This window comes from Kumtagia ephedrae (assembly GCF_003012745.1).
Classification (GTDB): Bacteria; Pseudomonadota; Alphaproteobacteria; order Rhizobiales; family Rhizobiaceae; genus Kumtagia; species Kumtagia ephedrae.
Window position 1 is genome coordinate 90,291 of the sequence record NZ_PXYK01000013.1, and the last position, 22,261, is coordinate 112,551.

At 66.7% G+C, this 22,261-nt stretch carries 19 protein-coding genes and 1 tRNA gene; 12 read left to right on the plus strand and 8 right to left on the minus strand.

Features of this window, described 5'->3' with window-relative positions; genetic code table 11:
• Positions 1–15: 15 nt before the first annotated feature.
• Genes yidC through rpmH form a run of 3 tightly spaced genes read right to left on the minus strand, consistent with a single transcriptional unit; the run spans position 16 to position 2,327 of the window.
• A complete protein-coding gene (gene yidC, locus C7I84_RS14875) occupies positions 16–1,815 on the minus strand; it encodes a membrane protein insertase YidC (protein ID WP_106772985.1) in 1,800 nt (599 codons plus the stop codon).
• Between the two features lie 7 nt (positions 1,816–1,822).
• Positions 1,823–2,176, minus strand: a complete 354-nt coding sequence (gene rnpA / locus C7I84_RS14880; protein ID WP_165816078.1) for a ribonuclease P protein component — start codon at positions 2,174–2,176, stop codon at positions 1,823–1,825.
• A 16-nt stretch (positions 2,177–2,192) separates the two neighbouring features.
• Complete coding sequence (rpmH, locus tag C7I84_RS14885; protein ID WP_008833937.1) at positions 2,193–2,327, minus strand: 50S ribosomal protein L34; 135 nt, start codon at positions 2,325–2,327, stop codon at positions 2,193–2,195.
• A 311-nt stretch (positions 2,328–2,638) separates the two neighbouring features.
• On the opposite strand from rpmH, the gene C7I84_RS14890 reads away from it, so the two are divergent.
• Positions 2,639–4,132, plus strand: a complete 1,494-nt coding sequence (locus tag C7I84_RS14890) for a sensor histidine kinase (protein ID WP_106772987.1) — start codon at positions 2,639–2,641, stop codon at positions 4,130–4,132.
• A 308-nt stretch (positions 4,133–4,440) separates the two neighbouring features.
• A tRNA-Arg gene (locus tag C7I84_RS14895) sits at positions 4,441–4,517 on the plus strand.
• 146 nt (positions 4,518–4,663) lie between these two features.
• Here C7I84_RS14895 and C7I84_RS14900 read toward each other — a convergent pair.
• Positions 4,664–5,167 (minus strand): cytochrome b, encoded by a 504-nt coding sequence (locus C7I84_RS14900; RefSeq protein WP_106772988.1) that lies wholly within the window; start codon positions 5,165–5,167, stop codon positions 4,664–4,666.
• A 229-nt stretch (positions 5,168–5,396) separates the two neighbouring features.
• On the opposite strand from C7I84_RS14900, the gene C7I84_RS14905 reads away from it, so the two are divergent.
• From C7I84_RS14905 to C7I84_RS14935, 7 genes are all read left to right on the plus strand, one after another.
• Positions 5,397–6,095 (plus strand): gluconate 2-dehydrogenase subunit 3 family protein, encoded by a 699-nt coding sequence (locus C7I84_RS14905; protein WP_207771007.1) that lies wholly within the window; start codon positions 5,397–5,399, stop codon positions 6,093–6,095.
• 39 nt (positions 6,096–6,134) lie between these two features.
• Positions 6,135–7,895, plus strand: coding sequence for a GMC family oxidoreductase (locus C7I84_RS14910; protein WP_106772990.1), 1,761 nt, complete (start codon positions 6,135–6,137; stop codon positions 7,893–7,895).
• A gap of 2 nt (positions 7,896–7,897) precedes the next feature.
• Positions 7,898–9,133 (plus strand): c-type cytochrome, encoded by a 1,236-nt coding sequence (locus C7I84_RS14915; protein WP_165816087.1) that lies wholly within the window; start codon positions 7,898–7,900, stop codon positions 9,131–9,133.
• Positions 9,134–9,311: 178 nt separating this feature from the next.
• Positions 9,312–10,235, plus strand: coding sequence for a cytochrome c oxidase subunit II (gene coxB, locus C7I84_RS14920; RefSeq protein ID WP_106772992.1), 924 nt, complete (start codon positions 9,312–9,314; stop codon positions 10,233–10,235).
• Positions 10,232–12,739, plus strand: coding sequence for a cytochrome c oxidase subunit I (ctaD, locus tag C7I84_RS14925; RefSeq protein ID WP_106772993.1), 2,508 nt, complete (start codon positions 10,232–10,234; stop codon positions 12,737–12,739). The genes coxB and ctaD overlap by 4 nt, the downstream gene beginning before the upstream one ends.
• Positions 12,739–13,122 carry a hypothetical protein gene (locus C7I84_RS14930; protein ID WP_106772994.1) on the plus strand — a complete coding sequence of 128 codons (384 nt, stop codon included), beginning with the start codon at positions 12,739–12,741 and terminating at the stop codon, positions 13,120–13,122. The genes ctaD and C7I84_RS14930 overlap by 1 nt, the downstream gene beginning before the upstream one ends.
• Complete coding sequence (locus C7I84_RS14935) at positions 13,119–13,778, plus strand: cytochrome c oxidase assembly protein (RefSeq protein ID WP_106772995.1); 660 nt, start codon at positions 13,119–13,121, stop codon at positions 13,776–13,778. The genes C7I84_RS14930 and C7I84_RS14935 overlap by 4 nt, the downstream gene beginning before the upstream one ends.
• 69 nt (positions 13,779–13,847) lie before the next feature.
• On the opposite strand, the gene C7I84_RS14940 is transcribed toward C7I84_RS14935, so the two are convergent.
• Entirely contained in the window at positions 13,848–15,137 is a 1,290-nt protein-coding gene (locus C7I84_RS14940) for an NRAMP family divalent metal transporter (protein WP_106772996.1), read from the minus strand.
• Between the two features lie 331 nt (positions 15,138–15,468).
• On the opposite strand from C7I84_RS14940, the gene C7I84_RS14945 reads away from it, so the two are divergent.
• Together C7I84_RS14945 and C7I84_RS14950 are read left to right on the plus strand one after the other, a co-directional pair.
• Entirely contained in the window at positions 15,469–16,425 is a 957-nt protein-coding gene (locus tag C7I84_RS14945) for an MDR/zinc-dependent alcohol dehydrogenase-like family protein (protein WP_106772997.1), read from the plus strand.
• 26 nt (positions 16,426–16,451) lie between these two features.
• Complete coding sequence (locus C7I84_RS14950) at positions 16,452–17,447, plus strand: Gfo/Idh/MocA family protein (protein ID WP_106773052.1); 996 nt, start codon at positions 16,452–16,454, stop codon at positions 17,445–17,447.
• Between the two features lie 47 nt (positions 17,448–17,494).
• On the opposite strand, the gene C7I84_RS14955 is transcribed toward C7I84_RS14950, so the two are convergent.
• The 3 genes from C7I84_RS14955 to C7I84_RS14965 all read right to left on the minus strand — a co-directional run bounded on the left by C7I84_RS14955 (position 17,495) and on the right by C7I84_RS14965 (position 21,225).
• Complete coding sequence (locus tag C7I84_RS14955; RefSeq protein ID WP_106772998.1) at positions 17,495–17,683, minus strand: hypothetical protein; 189 nt, start codon at positions 17,681–17,683, stop codon at positions 17,495–17,497.
• A 64-nt stretch (positions 17,684–17,747) separates the two neighbouring features.
• The gene (locus C7I84_RS14960; protein ID WP_106772999.1) at positions 17,748–18,119 is read right to left on the minus strand and encodes a response regulator; all 372 of its coding nucleotides are present in this window, start codon (positions 18,117–18,119) and stop codon (positions 17,748–17,750) included.
• A gap of 7 nt (positions 18,120–18,126) precedes the next feature.
• The gene (locus C7I84_RS14965; RefSeq protein ID WP_106773000.1) at positions 18,127–21,225 is read right to left on the minus strand and encodes a CheR family methyltransferase; all 3,099 of its coding nucleotides are present in this window, start codon (positions 21,223–21,225) and stop codon (positions 18,127–18,129) included.
• A 131-nt stretch (positions 21,226–21,356) separates the two neighbouring features.
• Between C7I84_RS14965 and C7I84_RS14970 the strand changes: the two genes are divergently transcribed.
• Positions 21,357–22,109, plus strand: coding sequence for a response regulator (locus tag C7I84_RS14970; RefSeq protein WP_245428444.1), 753 nt, complete (start codon positions 21,357–21,359; stop codon positions 22,107–22,109).
• Positions 22,110–22,261 lie beyond the last annotated feature (152 nt).

The following is a 22,261-nucleotide window of genomic DNA, read 5'->3' on the forward strand; positions in this document are numbered from 1 at the left end:
GGGCCCTCTGATCCGCTATTCGGCGGGCGTCGGTTTTCGCTTGAACAGGCCGGCGAGATTGTCCCACAGCTCGATCTTGGCGCCCTGCCGCTTCATGATCACGCCCTGCTGCAGGATCGACAGCAGATTGTTCCAGGCCCAGTAGATGACCAGGCCGGCCGGGAACGACGCCAGCATGAAGGTGAAGACCAGCGGCATCCAGTTGAAGATCATCGCCTGGGTCGGGTCCGGCGGCGTCGGGTTCATGCGCATCTGCAGGAACATGGTGACGCCCATGATCAGCGGCCACACGCCGATGTGCAGATATTCCGGAACCGCGAAGGGCAGCAGGCCGAACAGGTTGAACAGCGAGGTCGGATCGGGCGCCGCGAGGTCGCGGATCCAGCCGAAGAACGGCGCATGCCGCATCTCGATGGTGATGTAGAGCACCTTGTAGAGGGCGAAGAACACCGGAATCTGGATGAGGATCGGCCAGCAGCCGGCGATCGGATTGATCTTCTCGGTCTTGTAGAGCTCCATCATCGCCTGCTGCTGCTTCATCTTGTCGTCCGCGTATTTCTCGCGGATTTCCAGCATCTTCGGCTGCACCTTCTTCATGTTCGCCATCGACACGTACGACTTGTTGGCGAGCGGGAAGAAGACAGCCTTGACCAGCACGGTGGTGGCGAGGATGGCCAGGCCGAAATTGCCGAGCAGCTTGTAGAGGTTGTCGATCAGCCAGAACATCGGCTTGGTGATGAAATAGAACCAGCCCCAGTCGATCAGCAGGTTGAACTGGCGGATCTGCCGGTCGGCCTCGTAGCCGTTGATCTGGGCGACTTCCTTGGCCCCCGCGAACACCAGGGTCTCGACCGTGGCCGACTGTCCGGGCGCCACCTGGATGGCGTCGGTCAGGAAGTCGGTCTGGTAGCGCGGCCGGCCGTCGGCGAAATAGGCGAAGCGCGGCTGGAACGACTGCTTGGCGGACGGTACCATGGCGACCGCCCAGTATTTGTCGGTGATGCCGAGCCAGCCGTCGCTCGATTTGCCCGGCTTGATCTCCTTGTCGTCCTCGATCGTCGAGTAGCTGATTTCCTGCAGGCCCTCCTCGCCGGTGACGCCGATGAGGCCCTCATGCAGGACGTAGGCGGCGGCGTGCAGCGGCTTGTCGTAGCGGCGGACGATTCCGTAATTGTGGAGATTGGCCTCGGCCGTGCCGTTGTTGCTCACCGTGTCGGTGACGGTGAACATGTAGTCGGCGTCGACGCTGATCGTGCGCCGGAAGGTCAGGCCGTTGTCGTTCGACCAGGCAAGGGTGACAGGGGTCGACGGCGTCAGCATCTCGCCGCTCTCGACGGTCCACACCGTTTCGGAATCCGGGAACTCGCCCTTGGCGCCGCCGCTGAAGCCGATCTCGGCGAGGAAGCCGTTGGGCAGCGACTGCGGGTTCAGAAGCTCGATGGTCGGCGAATTGGGGTCGACGGTGAGCCGGTAGTCCTTGAGCCGGAGGTCGTCGAGGCGCGCGCCGGCCAGGTTGATCGAGCCGGAGAGGCTGGGCGTGTCGATCTTCACGCGCTGCGTGGCGGCGACCGCCTGGTCGCGGCCGGCTTCGGTGGTGCCGTCGGTCCCGGGCACGCCCGGAACCGCGCCCTGCGGCACGGGAGCCTGGACGCCGCCGGGCTGCGCCGCCTGCTGCTCGGTCTTGACCCGCTCGGCCTCGACCTGCGCCGCCTCGCGCTGCGCCTCGATGCGCGGGTTCATGTAGAAGAACTGCCAGGCCGTCAGGATCAGCACCGACAAGGCGATGGTGATTAAGAAATTCCGGTTGTTTTCCATCGGATACCTAGAGCCTTGCGCGGACGCGGCGCGCCAGTTCGGCGGCCAGATGGTCGAAGGGCGCGGCAAGCACATCCTCGCGCCCGACGATGACATAGTCGTGGCCGGGCGCCATGTCACGGGCGGCATGAGCGCGCACGGCCTCTTTCAGCCGCCGCCGCACCCGGTTGCGCACCACGGCGTTGCCCACCTTCTTGGTGACGGTGAAGCCGACGCGCGGCGGCGCTTCGTCGCCGCGCTTCAGCACTTCCAGCAGGAAAAGCCGCCCGCGGCGCTTTTCACCGCGCCGGACGGCCAGAAACTCCTCCCGCTTGCGCAGGCGCGCGGGGGCGACGGGCTGGGGGATGCCGGGAACCGGCAACGCGCCGGCCTCCCGTTCAGGCGGACAGGCGCTTGCGGCCACGGTTGCGGCGCGCGGCGACGACGCCACGCCCACCCTTGGTGGCCATGCGGGCGCGGAAACCATGGCGGCGCTTGCGGACGAGCTTGGACGGTTGATAGGTACGCTTCATTTGTTTTAATACCGCGGCGTGCGGCCCTTCTTGGTTCTGTCACCAGGTAACAGGAGCTTCGCCGGGCAGTTGCGGGACGCAGAAAGGCCTGCGTCGGACGCCGGGCCCGAGCGTGGCGGGCTTATAGGGGGTGCCCCCCGCCAAGTCAATCGCCGGGATCCCGCGTGTCCTTCGATAGGCCAATTTGGCAAACACGCTCCCGTCACCTATTCTAACGCAAGCGGCCCCGGTGCGGCCGCCGGCGCTGCGGCTCGACGCCTGCGCCGCCTGGAGCGGGAGGGCGGCGCGCCCTCGACTGGACGGACGGCCGCATGAGCGAGCTGGAGACGAAGCGGGAGGCCGGGGAGGCCCGGGCGGAGGCCGACAGGACGGTCCCGCTGGCGCGCGGCCTGTCGGCCAAGCTGCTGGTGCTCACCGCCTGCTTCGTGCTGATCGCCGAGATCCTCATCTTCTTTCCCTCCATCGCCAATTTCCGCCTGAACTGGCTGGAGGAGCGGCTGGGAACGGCCGCGGCCCTCTCCATCGTGCTGGTCGAGGAGGACGCCAACAGCCTGTCGCGGCAGATGCAGGACGAGGTCCTGATGGCGATCGGCGCCAAGGCGATCGCGGTGCGCGACGACGGCGTGTCGCGTCTTCTGGTGGTGGCCGAGATGCCCCCGGAGGTGGACGAGCACATCGACCTCGCCAATATCGGGCCGGTGCGGGCGATGGCGGGGGCGCTCGACACGCTGGTCGCCGGCGGCGGGCGCATGCTGCGCGTCTTCGGCAAGGTGGGCGACAGCGCCAAGGAGTTCGAGCTGGTCATCCCGGACAGCCGGCTGCGCATGGCGATGCTCGCCTATTCGCGCAACGTGGCGCTGCTGTCGCTGCTGATCTCGCTCATTACCGCGACCCTCGTCTTCTATGCCATCGACCGCATCATGATCGGGCCGATCCGCACCATGACGCGCTCCATGCTCGATTTCTCGCGCCGGCCCGACGATCCCGGCCACATCATCCGGCCGGAAAGCCGCGGCGACGAGATCGGCGTCGCCGAGCGCGAGCTGGCCGACATGCAGATCCGCCTGCAGAGGACGCTGGGGGAGCAGAAGCACCTCGCCGATCTCGGGCTCGCCGTCTCCAAGATCAACCACGACATGCGCAACATCCTGGCCTCGGCGCAGCTCATGTCCGACCGGCTGGGCACGGTGAAGGACCCGACCGTGCAGGCGCTGGCGCCGCGGCTCCTGCGCGCGCTCGACCGCGCCGTCTCCTATTCCGAGGGCGTGCTCGCTTATGGCCGCACCCAGGAGCCGGCGCCGGCGCGGCGGCGCCTGCGGCTGCGGCAGGTGGTGGACGATGTGCAGAGCCTGCTCGGCATCGAGCCCGAGAACGGCGTCGAGTTCGTCAACGGCGTCGATCCGACCTTCGAGGTCGACGCCGATTCCGAGCAGCTTTTCCGGGTGCTCACCAATCTGTGCCGCAACGCCGTCCAGGCGATGGCGTCCGAGACCGACGCGGCGGCGGTCAACCGGCTGAGCATCACCGCCGAGCGGCAGGGCAGCGTCAGCCGCATCCTCGTCGCCGACACCGGGCCCGGCCTGCCGCAGAAGGCGCGCGACAATCTGTTCGCGGCGTTTCGCGGCGCCGCCCGCAGCGGCGGCACGGGTCTGGGGCTCGCCATCGCCCAGGAGCTGGTGCGGGCGCATGGCGGCGCGCTGGAGCTCGTCGAGAGCCGCGGCGGGCGGACGGTGTTTGCCGTCACCATCCCCGACCAGCCGGTGCGGCTCGACGACGCACGCGGCGGCCTCAAGCGCCGCGCCTGACGGATCGCGGCGAGGCGACCATCGAAGCCGTGGCGGCGGCCGGGCGATCCGCCCTTCGCCGGAGCAAGCACCTTCACGAATTTCCGCGCAGCGCCGCCGCCTTCCTGACCGTGGACCGCTCATCGCGGGGCGGCGCGGCAAGATCGGCTTGCCGCGACGGACCGAAAGGTTCCGGCTGATGCCGTCGTGCGTGTCGGCAAAAGTTTTGCGGGGCCGCTTGCTTTTCTCGCGGCCACCCATTAGGGACTGTCTCGCTTGCGGGCCGGTCGGCGACCGGCTCTGCTGGCTGCATCACATGCAGCCTCTGCGCGCCCGTAGCTCAGCTGGATAGAGCACCAGACTACGAATCTGGGGGTCAGGAGTTCGAATCTCTTCGGGCGCGCCAATGTTCTTCAGAGATTTCATCCACTCTCGCAATCTGAATTTGGAGGCGCTGGCGATTGCTGGCTGAGCTTCGCCCGGCGAACGCACATGCGCGTCCATCGCCCGTAGCACCGCAGGCGCCTGGCCCCTCCTCCGCCGCCAGCACCGTCACGAGTGCTCCGGCCTGAACATGCGCATCAGCACGGTCGATCGCCGGACGAAATGCTGGAACAAGGCGCCGGCTATGTGGAGGGCGATGGCGACAAGCAGGATCGTCTGCAGCTTCTCATGCACGATGCCTGCCGTTTCCAGGCCGATGAACCAGGCAATGGCCCCCGTTATCGGCAGCGCCAGCAGGAGCAGGTAGATCAACCCGTGCACTGCCTCGGCGACGATTTGCAGCAGGCGCGGCTCGTCGGCTGGCGGCGCGGGCGCTCCTCGGGTGAACCGCAGATAGATGCGGGCCAGCGCCAGCAGCAGCACGAGCGACCCCGCGGCGATGTGCATGTATGTCAGCACGACCCGGCCCGCCGGCGGCGGCTCGTCGTTGAGGAACGCCCGCCAGGAGGCTTCCATGCCGTCATGGGCCAGGAACTGAAAGGCGACCAGGACGACGACGATCCAATGCAGCGCCACTTGCGGGCGCGAATAGCCGGTTATCTTTTTAGCCATTGCTCGCCTTCGACGCTTCTCCGGTCACGCTTCTCGTCACGGCTTTCCGCCGGGAGGGGCATCGTCCCGCCGCGGGCCAGGCCGGCCCCCCTGCGGCCGGGCCTTCATTGGAAATACCGGAAAATGCCATTCGTTCCGGAACCTTGTCGGCGTCGCGAGGTTACGCTCATCTCAAGACAGAGAGTGAGGACGTTTGGCGGGCACGCGGGTTTCGAGACGACGGATATTGGTGGCGGCGCTGCTTGGCAGCGCGCCTGTAATCGTTCCGAGCGCCCTGTCGAAAACCCTCTCAGGTTCCATTCCATGGATTGCCGGCACCTCGCCCGCGCCTCGCGGCTTCGGCGGCCAGCGCTTCTTCACGGCCGCGGAACGACGGTGCGTCGATGCGCTTGTGGCGAGGCTGATCCCGGCGGATGAGCTGGGGCCGGGGGCGCGGGAGGCCGGCGTCGTCGATTTCATCGACGACCAGCTGGCCGGGCCGTTCGGCCGCGGCGAGCGCTGGTATATGATGGGCCCGTTCGCCGACGGCCTCGAAACCCAGGGTTATCAAAGCGAGCAACCGCCGGCGGGTCTTTATCGCGCTGCTCTGGCCGAACTCGACGCCCACTGTCGGGCGCATTTCCAGGACCGCCTCTTCGCGGATCTGTCCGAGGCCGAGCAGGACGCCATCCTCGGTCGGATCGAGGGCGAAGACCTCGAATTCGCGGGGGTATCGGCGTCCGCCTTCTTCGCCCTCCTGCAGGAAACCACGATCGAGGGCTTCTTCTGCGATCCGGTCCACGGCGGCAACCGCGACATGATCGGCTGGCGGCTCGTCGGCTTCCCCGGCGCCCGCTACGACTACCGCGACTATCTCAACCACAACGGAGCGGCGATCTCGATCGAGCCCGTCGGCCTGTCCGGCCGGGCGGCATGGAACGTCGATTGACCCCACCCCCGCAAGGGTCGGCAGGCAGGAGGAAACAGGATGACGCGAAAGCTTCCGCCGGTAGACGTCGTGCTCGTCGGGTTCGGATGGACGGGCGCGATCCTGGCACAGGAGCTGACGCAGGACGGGCTTCAGGTGCTGGCCATAGAGCGGGGCGCCTGGCGCGACACGCCGAGCCACTTCCCCACCACGGTCGCCCAGGACGAGCTGCGCTGGTACTGGCGCAAGGAGATGTTCCAGTCCACGGCGCGCGAGACGCTGACCTTCCGCAACAGCCGCGGTGAGACGGCGCTGCCGATGCGGCGCTGGGGCTCCTTCCTGCCGGGCGAAGGCGTCGGCGGCGGAGGCGTCCACTGGAACGGCCAGACCTGGCGCTTCCTGCCCAGCGACTTCGTCGCCGCCAGCCACAATGCCGGGCGCTACGGGCCGCTCGGGCCGGAGATGACCGTCCAGGATTATGGCGTCACCTATGACGAGCTCGAGCCGCATTACGATCGGTTCGAGAAGCTGTGCGGCATCGGCGGCAGAGCGGGAAACCTGAACGGTGAAATCCGCGCGGGCGGAAACCCGTTCGAGGGGCCGCGCAGCGCCGAATACCCGAACCCGCCGATGCATATGACCTTTGCCCAGCACCGTTTCGAGGCCGCGACCGGGGAGCTTGGGCTGAAGCCCTTTCCCGGGCCGTCGGCCAACATGAGCCAGCCCTATGTGAACCCGCTCGGCTGCCAGCTCGCTCCCTGCACCTATTGCGGCTTCTGCGAGAAATATGGCTGCGGCAATTATTCCAAGGCCAGCGCGCAGACCACCATCCTGCCGGTCCTGATGCGCAAGCCGAACTTTTCCGTGAAGACCCACAACGAGGTGCTTCAGGTGAAGCTCGATTCGACCGGCCGTCGCGCCACCGGCGTCATCCATGTCGACCAGAACGGCGAGGAATACGAGCAGCCGGCGGACCTCGTCATCCTCTGCGCCTACCAGCTATCCAACACGCGGCTGATGATGCTGTCGGGAATCGGCGAGATCTACGACCCGGCCACCGGGGACGGACTGGTCGGCAAGAACTACTGCTACCAGGTGATGTCCGGCGCGGACGTGTTCTTCGACGACAAGTACACCAACGAGTTCGTCGGCGCCGGCGCGCTCGGCATGTGCGTCGACGACTACAACGGCGACAATTTCGACCATTCCGGGCTGGGCTTCATCGGCGGCGGCTACATCGCCTGCTGGACCACGCATTCCCGTCCGATCGAGCGGCAGCGCACGCCGGAAGGCACGCCTACCTGGGGTTCAGCCTGGAAGAAGGCGGTGGCCGAGAACTTTCTGAAGTCGACCAATGTCGGCGCGCATGGCGCCTCGATGGCCCATGCCGGCAACCATCTCGACCTCGATCCGACCTACACCGACGTCTACGGCCGCCCGCTGATGCGGATGACCTTCGACTTCACGGCCAATGACCGGGCGATGTCGGTCTTCCTGACGGAGCGGGTGCGCGAGATCGCCGAGCGGATGGGCGGGCGCGAGATCAGGCTGAACCCGCGCGAGGGCCCCTACGACTCCATGCCCTACCAGACGACGCACAATACCGGCGGCACGATCATGGGCACCAACCCCTCCAACAGCGTCGTCAACCGCTACCTGCAGAGCTGGGACGTGCCCAACCTGTTCGTCATGGGTGCGGGCGTGTTCCCGCAGAACGCCGGCTACAATCCGACCGGCACCGTCGCTGCGCTCGCCTACTGGTCGGCCGACGCCATCCGCGCCCGCTATCTCCGCAACCCCGGCCCCCTGGTGCAGGCATGAGGATGGCCTGCTGTTCAGCCGCCGTGCTCGCCGGCGCTCTCGTCGGCGAGCCGCTCCCGGCGCGCGCCCAGGAGACCCTGTATCCGCAGGTCGAGCGCGGGCGCTACGTGCTCGTCACCGGCAATTGCCAGGGATGTCATACGGAGCCGGGCGACGAGCCCTTCGCCGGCGGCCGCGGACTGGAGACGCCGTTTGGTACGATCTACACGCCCAACATCACCTTCGAGCCGGAAACCGGCCTCGGACGCTGGTCGCGCGACGATTTCTGGCGCGCCATGCATGAGGGCATGGCGCCGGACGGGTCGCGCCTCTACCCCGCCTTTCCCTATCCGCATTTCGCCAGGATGCCTCGGGACGAGGTCGACGCCCTCTACGACTACCTGTCGACCCTGCCGCCCGTGAAGAAGAAGAAGCCGGACAACGAGCTGCCCTGGCCCCTGTCCTGGCGGGTGTCGCTGGCCGGCTGGCAATGGATGTTCTTCCGGCCCGAGCCGTTCCAGCCCGATCCGCGGAAGTCCGACCAGTGGAATCGCGGCGCCTATCTGGTCGAGGGGCCGGGACACTGCGCCGGCTGCCACACCGAGAAGAACCTGGCCGGGGCCGACAAGGAAGACCGGCACCTGATGGGCGGGCAGCTGGAGAACTGGGCGGCGCCCGACATACGCGGCGGAGCGAACGGCGGCCTGGCGCATTGGAGCGAGGACGACATTGTCGAGTTCCTGAAGACCGGCCGCAACGCCCGTACGGCGGCGTTCTCGATCATGTCGGAGGTGATCGAGCTTTCGACGCAGCACATGGTCGACGAGGACCTGCGCGCCATCGCCGTCTACCTCAAGGATATGGAAGGCGAGGAGCGGGCCGCTCCGCCCGCGCCGGACCGGGCGGTGATGGAGGCCGGCGCGGCCATCTACTTCGACAATTGCAGCGCCTGCCACGTCTCGGACGGCTCCGGCGTGCCGCGTTTCTTCGCCCCGCTGGCCGGCTCCGGCAAGGTCAACAACGAGGACGCGACGACGGTGATCCGCGTCATCCTGGAGGGCGCCCGGGCGGTGCCGACCAAGGCGCACCCGACGCCGCTCACCATGCCGGCGTTCCACTGGAAGCTGACCGATGCGCAGATCGCCGCCGTTGCCACCTATGTCCGGTCGAGTTGGGGCAACCATGGAGGCCCGGTCTCGGCGTCGGATGTCGCCGATCTCAGGAAGCGGCTCGCGGAAGGCCTCGGGCCGCAAGGATAGCGCGGGGCCGCGCGATGAACGAATGAACTGAACCTGCGGGGGGACCACGGAGTCGCGCATCAACAGCAACAGGCGCACAACAGACGGTTCGACGGTTCCCCCGTCCGCCCGGCGGGCAGGACTGCTGCGCGCCGTTGCCCTGCTGGCGGCTTGCCTCGTCGTCGCCTCCTGCGGCGGCGTGCAGTCGGCGCTCGACCCGGCCGGCGAGGAAGCGAGCCAGGTCGCGACGCTCTTCTGGGTGATGACCATCGGCGGGCTGGTCATCTGGGCCCTGGTCGTCCTCCTCTCGCTCTACGCGTCGCGCTGGAAGCGCGAGCCGATCTCCGAGCAGGCGGCTGCCCGGCTCATCCCCTGGGCCGGCGGCGTCTTGCCGGTGACGGTGCTGACGGCGCTTCTCGCCTACGCGCTGTGGCTGATGCCGTCGCTGCGCCCTTTCGCCGACCCCGACCGGGCCGGGCTGCGCGTCGAGGTCGTCGGCAGTCAGTTCTGGTGGCACGTCGCCTACCGCCGGCCCGACGGCACGAGCGTCATCTCGGCCAACGAGATCAGGCTGCCGGTCGGCGAGCGCGTCGAGTTTTCGCTCACCAGCGCCGACATGATCCATTCCTTCTGGATTCCGGCGCTGGGCGGCAAGATGGACCTGATCCCCGGCCGCACCAACAGGCTGTCGCTGCTCGCCACCAAGGCCGGCACCTATCGCGGCCAGTGCGCCGAGTTCTGCGGCATCTCGCATGCGCATATGGCATTCCCGGCGATCGCCATGGAGCCGGCGGATTTCGAGGCATGGCTCGCGGCGCGCAGCCGGCCGTCCGAGGGGCTCGGCGCCAACCAAGCCGGGCGCGGACTGTTCGAGCGCGAGCGTTGCGGCAGTTGCCATCGCGTAGACGGCACCCAGGCGCAGTCGACGGCGGGTCCCGACCTCTCGCATGTCGGATCGCGGCTGACCATCGGCGCCGGCCTTCTGGAGAATGACGTCGAAGCCCTGGAGCGCTTCATCGTGCATCCCGCGTCGCTGAAGCATGGAAGCCGGATGCCTGCCTATACGCATCTGTCGGCGGACGAACTCGCCCGCATCGCGGCATGGCTGAAGGGGCTGCAATGAGCGAGGTGGCGAGCCAGGAACGTGACAGGAAGGCGGAGGAGGAACAGCTTCGCGCGGTCTGGGAAAACCCGTCCGGATGGCGCTACTGGACCTCGGTCAACAACTACCAGATCGGTCTGTGGTACGGCGCCACCGCCTTCGCCTTCATGCTGTTTGCCGGCCTGCTTGCCCTGCTCGTGCGCGCCCAGCTGGCCGTGCCCGAGAACGACCTGATCTCCGCGGATCTCTACAACCAGGCCTATACGCTGCACGGCACGGTGATGATGTTCCTGTTCGCCGTGCCGATCTTCGAGGCGGTCGCCATCTTCCTGCTGCCGCCGATGCTCGGGGCCCGCGAGATGCCGTTCCCGCGGCTCGGCGCCTTCGGCTTCTGGAGCTTCCTGATCGGCGGCGTCTTCGTCTGCGGCTCCATCTTCTTCGGCGCCGCGCCCTCCACCGGCTGGTTCATGTATCCGCCGCTGGCCACCTCCGAGCAGGCGGGTATCGGCGCCGATATCTGGCTGCTCGGCCTCTCCTTCATCGAGGTCGCCTCGCTCGCCGCGGCGGTCGAGCTGATCGTCGGCATCATGAAGTGCCGGGCGCCCGGCATGCGCGTCAATCTCATGCCGCTCTTCGCCTGGTACCTGCTGATCGTCGCTGGGATGATCGTCTTCGCCTTCCCGCCGCTGATCGCCGGCGACCTGCTGTTCGAGATGCAGCGCATGTTCGACTGGCCGTTCTTCGATGCCGCGCGCGGCGGCGATCCCCTCCTGTGGCAGCACCTGTTCTGGATCTTCGGGCATCCGGAGGTCTACATCATCTTCCTGCCGGCCATCGCCCTGCTCGCGATGATCGTGCCCACCTTCGCCGGTCGCCCGATCGTCGGCTATTCCTGGATCGTGCTGGCGGCGGTCGGCACCGGCTTCCTCTCCTTCGGCCTGTGGGTCCACCACATGTTCGCGACCGGCCTGCCGCAGATCTCGCTCGCCTTCTTCTCGGCCGCCTCCGAGGCCGTGGCCATCCCGACCGCGGTACAGATCTTCGTCTTCATCGCGACCATGCTGGCCGGGCGGGTGATCTTCTCCACGCCCATGCTGTTCGCCATGGGCGGCATCGCCATCTTCGTCATGGGCGGCCTGACCGGCGTCATGGTGGCGCTGGCGCCGTTCGACTGGCAGGCGCACGACACCTATTTCATCGTCGCACACCTGCACTACGTGCTGATCGGCGGCATGCTGTTCCCGGTCTTTGCCGGCCTCTACTATTATTACCCGCTGATCGACGGGAAACACATGTCGGACCGGGTCGGCCGGTTCGCCTTCTGGATGATGTTCACCGGCTTCAACATCACCTTCTTCCCCATGCACCTCGCCGGGCTGCGCGGTATGCCGCGGCGCGTCTACACCTATCCCGCCGACATCGGCTGGGACTGGCTGAACCTCGTGTCCACAATGGGCGCGGTGGTGCTCGGCATCGGCATGTTCGCCGTCGTCGTCGACGTCACGCTGCACCGGCGCAACAAGCCGCGCGGCGAGCAGAACCCCTGGAACGCCGGGACGCTGGAATGGATCAGCGAGCCGGAGGAGAACTGGGGCGTCCGTTCGATCCCGCGCATCGAGAGCCGCTATCCGCTGTGGGACCAGAAGGATCTCGCCCGCGCGGTGAGGGCCGGCGAATGGTACCTGCCCGACGCCAGCGAGGGGCGCCGCGAAACGCTGGTCACGTCGGTGCTCGATGCCGAGCCGGAACAGGTGCTGCGGGTCGGCGGCACCGCCTACGTGACGATCGTCAGCGCGGCGCTGCTCGGCACGGTCTTCGTCGCGCTCACCTTCAAGTGGTGGATCGTGTCGGGTCTTGCCGGCGTCGCCTTCGTCGCGGCGGTGCTGTGGTGGCTATGGACCGGCACCGGCGAGATTCCCGAGCAGGAGGAAAAGCACATCGGCCACGGCATCAGCCTGCCGCTTTATGCCTCGGGCGTGAAGTCCGCCGGCTGGTGGGCGATGTTCATCACCATGACCGGCGACGGCACCGCCTTCGCCAGCCTCGTCTTCGGCTATTTCTTCTTCTGGACGATCCATTCCGATTTCACAGGCGGGCTTGCCGGCCCCGGCGCCTTCTGGCCACTCGCCGCACTTGGCCTCTTTGCGGCGGGCTGGGCGACGACCGTCGGCGCACGCGAATTAAACCGGCGCGGCGCGGTGTTCGCGGCGCGGGCGCTGCTAGTCGCCGGAGCCCTGCTTTCCGCGGCCGGTTGCGGCGCCGCGCTGACCGGCCCGTGGGCGAGCGGCATGGACCCGACGGCGCATGTCTATCCGGCGATCGTCTGGATCCTCGTCATCTGGGCGGCGGTGCATGGCGCGGTCGGCATCATCATGCAGGTCTATTGCCTGGCGCGCAGCCTTGCCGGACGGCTCACCCCGCGCCACGACATGGACCTGCACAATGTCGCTCTCTACTGGCACTTCATGCTGGTGACGGCGCTGGTCACCTTCGGCGTCGTCGGCCTTTTCCCGGAGGCGCTGTGATGTGGCACCTCCTGCCCAGGCAGCTCGAGACGCTGTGGACCCTGTTCACCGCCCCGGTCGTATGGGCGCTGCATTTCCTGATCTGCTATGTCGGAGCGGCGATCTTCTGCGAGAAGCCCGGCTTCCTCGGCACGGATTTCGACAATCTGCGCGTCGCCATCGCGGTCGTCACCGCCTTGGCGCTGGCCATGATCGTCATGTCGGCGATGCTGGCTTGGCGGCAGTGGGGGTTCGGCACGGACGACCCGCCGCATGACGACCCCACCCGGCGCGACCGCACGCTGTTCCAGGGCTACGCGACGCTGCTTCTGTCGGGTCTCAGCTTCGTCGCGGTCATCTTCACCGCGCTTCCGGCGCTGTTCGTCACCGAGTGCCTGCGATGAAGCGTCTCGCGCTGCCGCTCGGCCTGCTCCTGCTCGCGCTGATCTGGCTGGGTCCGCTGCTCGGCGCATGGCGCGACTCCTTTGCCGCTCACATGCTCGCCCATATGGGCGTGATCGCGATCGCCGCGCCGCTCATCGCCATCGGCCTGCCCGCGAAGTGGCAGCCCGGCCCGAACATGCCGGCGGCGCTGCCGGTGTTGGCTTCGCTGTTCGAACTGGTCGCCGTCTGGGGCTGGCACGCCCCCGCCATGCGCGCCGTGGCCGAAACCTCTTTGGCCGCGACGGCCGCGGAGCAGGCGACGTTCCTCCTTGCCGGCATCCTCTTGTGGTCCACCAGTTTCGCGGCGCCTGCCGAACGGACGCATGCGGCGGCAGGCGCCGGCGCGCTGCTCCTGACCTCGATCCACATGACCCTGCTCGGTGCCCTGCTGGCCCTCAGCCCCCGCCCGCTCTACGGAAGCGGCGAAGTCACCTGCTTCGGCATCGTTCTCGACGCCGGGCAGGACCAGCAGTTCGGCGGCGTCGTCATGCTGCTGGTCGGCGCGGTGGTCTACCTCGCCGGCGGCCTGTGTCTCGTTAGCCGGCTTCTGGCCGACGCACCGAAGATGATCGAACGCTCAGACACCAGGCCGGACCTCGCCCGCGACCAGCGCTGATGCTGCCGTAAGCATGTCACCGCCAGTCGCCGCCAAAGGGCGTGCGAACGGCCGGGCCCTGTCCACACCCTAGATGAACCAGGTCGCCACCAGGCCGATGGTCGCCGAGAAGATCGCGGCCGTCGTCACCCAGCCGAGGACGTTCGTGCCGATGCCGTTCACCTGGTCGCCCATGATGCGGCGGTTGTTCGTCATCAGCATGATGAGCAGAAGCAGCGGCGGCGTAGAGAAGCCTTGCACGATGCCCGACCAGACCAGGGCCTTCATCGGATTGAACCCGAGAAAATTCAGCGCCACCGCTATCGCCGTGAACATCCCGACGGCGATGTAGAATTTGGGCGCTTCCCCGGCCTTGGCATGCAGGCTCGCCTTCCAGCCGACAGCCTGGGCCAGGTCGTAGGCGGCGCCTGTGGTCATGACCGGGACAGCAAGGAAGCCGACCCCGATGATGCCGGCGGCAAAAAGCACGCTGGCGGCGGGACCCGCCAGCGGCCGCAGCGCCTCGGCCGCCTGGGCCGCGGTTTCGATCTCGTTCTGTCCCGCCTCGTAGAGCGTCGAGCCCGTCGACAGGATGATGAAATACATGACGAGGTTGGAAAAGGTCATGCCAAGCAGGATGTCCCTGCGGGAACGCCGCAACTCGCCCGCCGTCGCGCCCTTTCGCTCCTCCAGCGTCTTCCTTCCCTCGGCGATCTCCTCCTCCACCTCCTCGTTCGATTGCCAGGTGTAGAGATAGGCGGACAGGGTGGTGCCGATGATGGCGACGAGAATGGAGAGGAACTCGCGCGTGAATTCCACCTTCGGGATCAGCGTGCCGCTCAGCACGGCCCAGGGATCCGGCCTGGCAAGCAGCGCCGAGCCGACATAGGCGAGCAGCGCGAGGGCGAGCCATCGGAACACGTTGCGGATTAGCGTGTAGGAGCCGAATATCTGCAGGGCGAAGATGGCCATGGCGACCAGCACCACGATCGCGGGTATCGGCACCGGCACGAACATGTTGATCGCCGCCGCCATGCCGCCGAGATCCGCCGCCGCCTCGATCGTGTTGCCGATCAGCACGCCGATCAGGACCGCCCACAGCAGCCAGCGCGGATAAAAATCCCTGATGACATGGAACAGGCCGCGGCCCGACACCTGGCCGAGCTTGGACGACAGGTAGACCACGGTGAACATCATCGGCAGGGTCGCCGGCGCCGTCCACAACAGGTCCGTGCCGAAACGCGCCCCGGCGCTGGCGTAGGTGCCGATCGCGGAGCAGTCGTCGTCCGCGGCGCCGGTGATCAGGCCCAGGCCGAGCGCCCGGCCGATGCCGTCCTTGCCGCCCTTCGAAGCGGCATCGTCGCTCCTTGCGGGGCTCATCGCAACGCCGCTCCGCGCCGGGGTGGCGCGAGCATGGCACCATGCTCCGCCCCGACGGTCTCAAGCCGGCAATCGGGGCGGGATGGCTTCATGCGGCAGCCTCTGGTGAGCCATGCCAACCGCGTATCCGGCGGCTTGTTCCCCCGAAAACGTCAATGCCGGCTCCGGCCGCCGCCGCGGGAGCAGAAGGTGGAACATTCCTTCGGCTTGCCGGTTCTGGACGTCCATCGCCCAAGCCGCCTTGCGGCGTTTCGACAAGCTGACGGAGCATCCCTTGCAGCTGGAACTGCTGGAAAGGCCCGGGCAATTGCGTACAGCTCCCCGGCGAACGATGAAGGCGGCGGTCATCACCGCGCCGGGGAAGGCCGTGATGCGGGACGTCCCGCTGCCAGAACCCGGCCCGGGCCAGATACGCGTACGTCTCGAGGGCTGTGGCGTATGCGCCTCCAACGTCACGCCCTGGCAGGGCCCCGAATGGATGACCTATCCGACCGAACCCGGCGCGCTCGGGCATGAAGGCTGGGGCGTGGTCGATGCCCTGGCGCCGGACGTGAGCACCGTCGCCGTCGGCGATCGCGTCGCCACGCTCTTCACCCACAGCTATGCCGAATATGATGTCGGCGCGGCCGACGCGGTGGCGAAGCTGCCGCCGTTCCTCGACGGGCGGGCTTTCCCCGGCGAGCCGCTCGGCTGCGCCATGAACATCCTGCGCCGCAGCGACATCCAGGCCGGCCAGCATGTCGCGATCGTCGGCATCGGCTTTCTCGGCGCCCTGCTGACGCGGCTTGCCGCCCAGTCGGGGGCGAGCGTCATCGCCGTCTCCCGGCGCAGGTCGTCGCTCGACCTCGCGACGCGGATGAAGGCCGCCGAAACGGTGGCGATGGAAGACCACGGCGCGGTCGTCGCCCGGGTCCGCGACATCACCGCGGGCCGGCTTTGCGATCGCGTCATCGAGGCGACGGGCAAGCAGTGGCCGCTCGATCTCGCCGGCGAGTTGGTGCGCGAGGGCGGCCGGCTGGTCGTCGCCGGCTATCACCAGGACGGTCCGAGGACGGTCGACATGCAGCAATGGAACTGGAAGGGCATCGACGTCATCAACGCGCATGAGCGCGACCCCGGAATGTACATCCGCGGCATCGGGGAGGCCATCGAAGCGGTCGCGGCCGGCATCCTGTCGCCGGAACCGCTCTACACCCATCGTTATCCGCTCGCGCGGCTGGGCGAAGCCCTGGACGCCACGCGCGACCACCCGGAGGGCTTCGTCAAGGCCCTGGTGATGATGTCGTGACCGGCGTGCACGCGGCGGCCCGGGCCATGGCGCCCAAGCCACGTCTCGGCTTTCTCGGCGTCGGATGGATCGGCCGGCACCGTATGCAGGCTGTCCTGGATGCCGGCCTCGGCGAGGCCTGCGCGATCTGCGACACCTCTGCCCAGATGGCGGCTGCCGCGCGCGACCTTGCCCCGGATGCGGCCATGATGGACACGCTGGAAGCGCTTCTGGACACCGGCCCGGACGGCGTGCTGATCGCGACGCCCAGCGCGCTTCACGCCCGGCAATCGATCCGGGCGCTCGAATCCGGTGTGGCCGTCTTCTGTCAGAAGCCGCTCGGGCGGGACGCCCGCGAAGTCGCCGCGGTGCTCGACGCGGCCCGCCGCGCCGACCGCCTGATCGCCGTCGATCTCTCCTACCGCCACACAAGGGCGATGCAGGCCGTCCGCGATCGCATAGGCAGCATCGGCGCCGTGTTCGCCGCCGACCTCGTCTTCCACAATGCCTACGGCCCCGACAAGCCGTGGTTCTACGACCCGGAACTGTCGGGCGGAGGCTGCGTGATGGATCTGGGCGTCCATCTCGTCGATCTTTTGCTGTGGACGCTCGATTTTCCGGCGGTCGACACGGTTTCGGCCGATCTTTTTGCCGGCGGAAGCCGGATTTCCGGAAAAACCGACGTAGTCGAAGACTATGCGGTCGTCACGCTCGGGCTTGAAGGCGGCGCGACCGCGCGGCTGGCCTGCTCCTGGCGGCTCCATGCCGGCTGCGAAGCAGTGATCTCGGCGACGTTTTACGGGACCGAGGGCACGCTTGTCTTTTCCAATGTCGGCGGCTCGTTCTACGACTTCGTCGCCGAGCTTCGGCGGGGAACGCGGAGCGAGACCCTGCTGTCGCCGCCGGACGCCTGGGGCGGTCGGGCCGCCGTGGACTGGGCGGAGCGGCTGGCGGCAGGCTGCGGCTTCGATGCCGAGGCCGAACGGCTGATTCAGGTATCGGAAGTGCTCGACCGCGTCTACGCATCGGCGCGGAAGTCATGAACCGCCGGTGTTTAGGCTTGCGTCGGGAGTTGGGCCGCGGCCGGGCGTCAATCGAGCTGCTGCAGCATGCGCGCTTCCTGCGAGAGGATATGGACGACCTCCTCGCGCGAAAGATGGGTCAGCATCAGGCTGATGCAGCATTCGAGATAGGTGATCGAGGCGCGCCTCAGGAATGCGGCGGTCTGCGCGGCGGCGATTTCCTCTATCTCTTCGGTCGAGCGCTTCGGCCTGGACATGACGCTGCTCCCTGGCTGTCAGGCCAAAACCATGAGCGGCGGCATTTGTTCCTGCGCGCCGCAGTCACAAGCCTGGGGCGCCTGCCTCGCCAACCGCAGGCAGAATGTTGAGGAGAAGGTGGTTGCCGACCGGCTTTTGCAACATCTTCACGCCGGAAAAACGCAGGGGAAGAGACCCTTCGGCATATCCCGTCAGGAAAGCGAACGGCACGCCTTTGCCGGTTAATGAGTCCGCGATGGCGTAGCTCGTCTCGTTGTTGAGCTGCACGTCCAGCAGCGCGAAATCGATGGTCTTGCGATCGGCGATTACGAGCGCTTCGCGGACGGAAGGCACACTGGCGACGACATCGTGGCCGGCCCGCCTGAGCGCATCGGCAAGATCTTCCGCGATCAGCCATTCGTCTTCGACGATCAGGATACGGAGACGAACGGCCATTTGAATCCTATGGATCGGTCGGAAACGATAGTCTTACCTCTAAACCCTTGGGATCGAATAAGGTTTCCGTGCTGCCGCCGAGGCGGTACTCGATTTCGCCATGGACGAGCGAAAGGCCGAAACCCTTTTCCTTGAGCGGCCCGACCGGCGGACCGTCGATTTCGCGCCAGTTCAGGTGAAACCGCCCATCCTCTACCGACCAGCGAACCTCGACCCTGCCATCCGTCATGCTCAGCGCGCCGTATTTCGCCGCGTTGGTCGCGAGTTCGTGGATCACCATGCCGAGCGACAGACCCTGCTGCGGCTTCAACTTGACCGTCTGCCCGGACAGCGCGAAGCGTTCGGTGCCGAAGGGTTCGGCTTCCTGGCCGACGATCTGCTCGACCGAGGCGTTGGTCCAGTTTTCACGCGACAGCACGGCATAGGCACGCGACATCGCATGCACCCGTCCAAGCAGCGCCTCGGCGAACTCTTCCTTGGTCGATGAGGTCTCTATCGTCTGGTTGACGATGCTGGTGACGACAGCGAGCATGTTCTTGACGCGATGGTTGAGCTCCGAGATCAGCACCTTCTGATGCTCCTCCGCCTCGGCGAGCAGGGTCACGTCGACAAGCGTCACTACGACGCCCTGCGGACGCGCCGCCTGGTCGCGGTAGGGGATGAGCCGCACGAGGTAGTATCTCCCCTGCCGGTCCCGCGCCAATCTGTGCGTAATCGGCTCCCCGGTATCGAAGACGGACTGGATGTCCGCGTGCATGCCGGGATAGTCCAGTTCGTTCGACAACTCGGTCAGCGGCCTTCCTATGTCCGACGGCCGCAGGTTGAAGAAGGACGAAGCCGCCGGCGTGAACGTCCTGATCATCAGGTTGCGGTCGAGGAAGATGGTCGCGATCTGGGTGCTCTCGAAAAGATGTCGGAGGTCGCTGTTCGCCCGGTCGAGCTCCTCTATCTTGCCGGTGAGCTCGACGTTGATCGTGTTGAGCTCCTCGTTGAGCGACTGCATCTCCTCCTTCGACGCTTCGAGCTCCTCGTTCGTCGATTGCGCCTCCTCGTTGACCGACACCAGTTCCTCGTTGGAGGATTTAACCTCCTCCAGCGCCGTCTCGTATTCCTCGATCGTCGATTGCAGGCGCTCCCTGGTGTCGCGCAGCTCGCGTTCGAGGTCGGCCGCTCCATCCGCGTACCGGCCATCGCCATCCGTTTCGGCGCGGTCGCGCCGCTGGGCCATCGCCTCGAACAGCACGAGATAGAGCGGTTCGCCGTTGCCGCGCTCGGCAATCGGCTCGACGGTGATCCTTGCCGTCTCCACATGGTCGTCCGTATCGTCGACCACCACGTTTTCGCGCGTGACCATCCGGCGCGTCGTGACGGCCTCGCGCAGGGCGGCGCGCAGTTCGAGCCGCAGTCCGCGCCGTGCCATGGTGAGCAGCTGCCGGCTGGGGGCGCCCTGCGGCGGCTCCAGGTACCGGCCGGTCCTCGCCGAATAATATACGACGTCGCCTTCCGAGTTGACGACGACATGCGGCGGCGAAAACCGCTCGAGCACGTGCGACTCGACCGCCTGGCGCAGGGGATAGCCGGACAGGCCGCGCTTGGCGTCGCTTGCTTCGTTCGCGGCGGCCGGGTTGCGCCCTTCGCCGATCAGAAGCGGAAGGCGCGCGGCCGGCGATACATGCTCGCGCGCCTGGAAGATGCGCTGCTTCTTGTCGACGGTGACGAAGAGATCGCCGTGCTGGCCGATGCTTTCCGACGTGCCGAGGAAAAGATATCCGCCGGGCTTCAGCGAATAGTGGAAGATCGGGATGACCCGGTTCTGGATGTCGGGACCGAAATAGATCAGCAAGTTGCGGCACGAGACCATGTCCATGCGGGAGAATGGCGGGTCCTTGATGACGCTGTGGGGCGAGAAGATGCAGATTTCGCGCACCTCGTTGGTCAGCACGTAGGCTTCCCCTTCGACCTTGAAGAAGCGCTCCTTGCGCTCCGGCGACAGACCTTCCATCAACCCCGCCGGATATCGAGCGGCGCGGGCCACCGACAGCGCCGGCTCGTCGATATCGGTGGCGAATATCTGGACTTTCGGGACGACCGAAAGCGTTTCCATGTATTCGCGCATCAGGATGCCGATCGAGAAAACCTCCTCGCCGGTGGCGCAGCCAGGAATCCAGATCCGCACAGAGTCGGTCGCGTTCTTGTCCGCGAAGAGTTTCGGGATGACGATCTCCTCGAGCAGCTTGAATGCCTCCGGATCGCGGAAGAAGTTGGTGACGTTGATCAGCAGATCCCGAAAGAGGTTCATGACCTCCCCCGGGTCGTCTCTCAGGCGCTCTATATAGGCGGGAAGGCTCGTTATCTGGCTGACCTGCATGCGGCGTCTCACTCGCCGCAGGAAGGTCTTGGTCTTGTAGCCGGAGAAGTCGTGCCCGGAATGGCCGCGCAGGATTTGGTAGATTTCGTCGCGGGCGCTTTCGAGCTCCGCCGCCTCCCGCTTGCCGTTGGCCTCGACGACATCATCGAGAACGACAAAACTGTCGGCAAACGCCAGCAGCTTCTCACCCATCTCGTCGGCGGGGACGGCGATGTCGATCAATCCGCTGGAGATAGCGCTCTGCGGCATGTCCGGATTGCGCGGTCCGGACTCGTCGGCGGTCTGGGCGATGGTCAGGCCGCCGCGTTCCTTGATCGCCTTGGCGCCAAGGGTGCCGTCCCCGTCTCCACCGGAAAGAATGACGCCGACCGCGTACTCCCCCTGGTCGGCTGCCAGGGAGCTGAAAAAAATGTCGATCGGCTTGCGTTCGCGGTTCAGCGCATTTGGCCGGCGCATGCGCAGCCGGCCCTTCTCGAGAGTGAGGACCGCGTTGTGCGGCATTACATAGACGCTGCCCGCCTCGACCGGCATATCGTCGTCGGCAACGGCGACCGGCATGTCGGTGTAGCGCCCGACGACCTCATGCAAAAGGCTCTCTCTCTCTGGGCTGAGATGGGTGACGATGACAAAGGCCATGCCGGCTTCGCCCGGCAGGCCCCTGAAGAACCCTTCCATGGCGGGAATGCCGCCGGCTGAGGCGCCGACGCCGACGATCGGAAATTTCTCTTTGCCGGCCATCGACCTCTCCCTGCCTGCAGGCGCCCGAGCGGAGAGCCACATGTCAACTTTATGCCTGTGCGGACCGGCAGGCCAGAGGACAACGGGCGGCCGGGCGAAAAGGGTCCGGAACTTTCCTCCCCGGATTCGCATTGGCTTTGGTGCAGCCAATTGGTGACGAACCACGCCGCGATCGAAGTTCGAGGACAACGATCGGCGCCGGCGGCTGCGACGAGGAATGCAACAGAACTCTCCTGTCGCCCGCCGGGGCGGCAGGCCTGCTTTTGCAAGTTCGCCAACACAAGCCGTGGCGGAGGAAGACGATGCAGACGCTCAGCGGAGTGCGAATATTGATCGTCGAGGACGAGTATTCCGTCGCCGACGACCTCGCCCGTTTCTTCACCAAGATGGGGGCGACGATCCTCGGGCCGGCGCCCGATCTGGAACGGGCGATGCAATATACGGAATGCGCCGATGCGGCCATCCTCGACATAAACCTCCACGGCGTCGCGGTCTTCCCCGTCGCGGACAGGCTGATGGAGCGGGAAATCCCTTTCGTGTTCTTCAGCGGCTACGAAGAAGACATCGTTCCCAGCCGCTTGCGTCACGTCTGCAACTTCACCAAGCCGGCTCCCCGTCACAGCCTCTTCGAGGCGCTGTTTCCCGAAGGCAGGCCGGAAGTCCCGCGAGACGACCCCGACGATATCGTCGTCCTTCTGCCCAAGCTGAGACTTGCCGCCCGCCTCATGCTGACCGACGAGAACGCCGCCGACCGCCTTGTCGAACGCACCTTGAAAGACGCGATCCGGACGGTCGACAGGCGCCCGGGCCATTGCTCGGCGGAAGATTGGCTGAACGGCCTGCTGCGGGAAGCAGCCATGGATGGGGCCGAATTCCTCAACTGACGTTCGGCCGGCCGGCTACCGCGGCGTTGTTTGCCGGGCAACGCAATGCTTCAGTCGGCCGATCCATCGGACAGGGTTTCGGACGGCACATCGGCCAAAGCGCGGATTCACGCTCTGCTGGAACCTCGCCGCGCCCCGCGCATTGCAGGTTT

What these genes read in the sequence shown, in the direction of transcription:
- C7I84_RS14935 (WP_106772995.1), top strand. Translation starts at nt 13,119, where the DNA reads ATGAAGCGTCTCGCGCTGCCGCTCGGCCTGCTCCTGCTCGCGCTGATC.
- ctaD (WP_106772993.1), top strand. Translation starts at nt 10,232, where the DNA reads ATGAGCGAGGTGGCGAGCCAGGAACGTGACAGGAAGGCGGAGGAGGAA.
- C7I84_RS14915 (WP_165816087.1), top strand. Translation starts at nt 7,898, where the DNA reads ATGGCCTGCTGTTCAGCCGCCGTGCTCGCCGGCGCTCTCGTCGGCGAG.
- C7I84_RS14960 (WP_106772999.1), bottom strand. Translation starts at nt 18,119, where the DNA reads ATGGCCGTTCGTCTCCGTATCCTGATCGTCGAAGACGAATGGCTGATC.
- C7I84_RS14890 (WP_106772987.1), top strand. Translation starts at nt 2,639, where the DNA reads ATGAGCGAGCTGGAGACGAAGCGGGAGGCCGGGGAGGCCCGGGCGGAG.
- yidC (WP_106772985.1), bottom strand. Translation starts at nt 1,815, where the DNA reads ATGGAAAACAACCGGAATTTCTTAATCACCATCGCCTTGTCGGTGCTG.
- C7I84_RS14945 (WP_106772997.1), top strand. Translation starts at nt 15,469, where the DNA reads ATGAAGGCGGCGGTCATCACCGCGCCGGGGAAGGCCGTGATGCGGGAC.
- C7I84_RS14900 (WP_106772988.1), bottom strand. Translation starts at nt 5,167, where the DNA reads ATGGCTAAAAAGATAACCGGCTATTCGCGCCCGCAAGTGGCGCTGCAT.
- C7I84_RS14910 (WP_106772990.1), top strand. Translation starts at nt 6,135, where the DNA reads ATGACGCGAAAGCTTCCGCCGGTAGACGTCGTGCTCGTCGGGTTCGGA.
- C7I84_RS14950 (WP_106773052.1), top strand. Translation starts at nt 16,452, where the DNA reads ATGGCGCCCAAGCCACGTCTCGGCTTTCTCGGCGTCGGATGGATCGGC.
- C7I84_RS14955 (WP_106772998.1), bottom strand. Translation starts at nt 17,683, where the DNA reads ATGTCCAGGCCGAAGCGCTCGACCGAAGAGATAGAGGAAATCGCCGCC.
- C7I84_RS14940 (WP_106772996.1), bottom strand. Translation starts at nt 15,137, where the DNA reads ATGAGCCCCGCAAGGAGCGACGATGCCGCTTCGAAGGGCGGCAAGGAC.
- rpmH (WP_008833937.1), bottom strand. Translation starts at nt 2,327, where the DNA reads ATGAAGCGTACCTATCAACCGTCCAAGCTCGTCCGCAAGCGCCGCCAT.
- C7I84_RS14965 (WP_106773000.1), bottom strand. Translation starts at nt 21,225, where the DNA reads ATGGCCGGCAAAGAGAAATTTCCGATCGTCGGCGTCGGCGCCTCAGCC.
- C7I84_RS14930 (WP_106772994.1), top strand. Translation starts at nt 12,739, where the DNA reads ATGTGGCACCTCCTGCCCAGGCAGCTCGAGACGCTGTGGACCCTGTTC.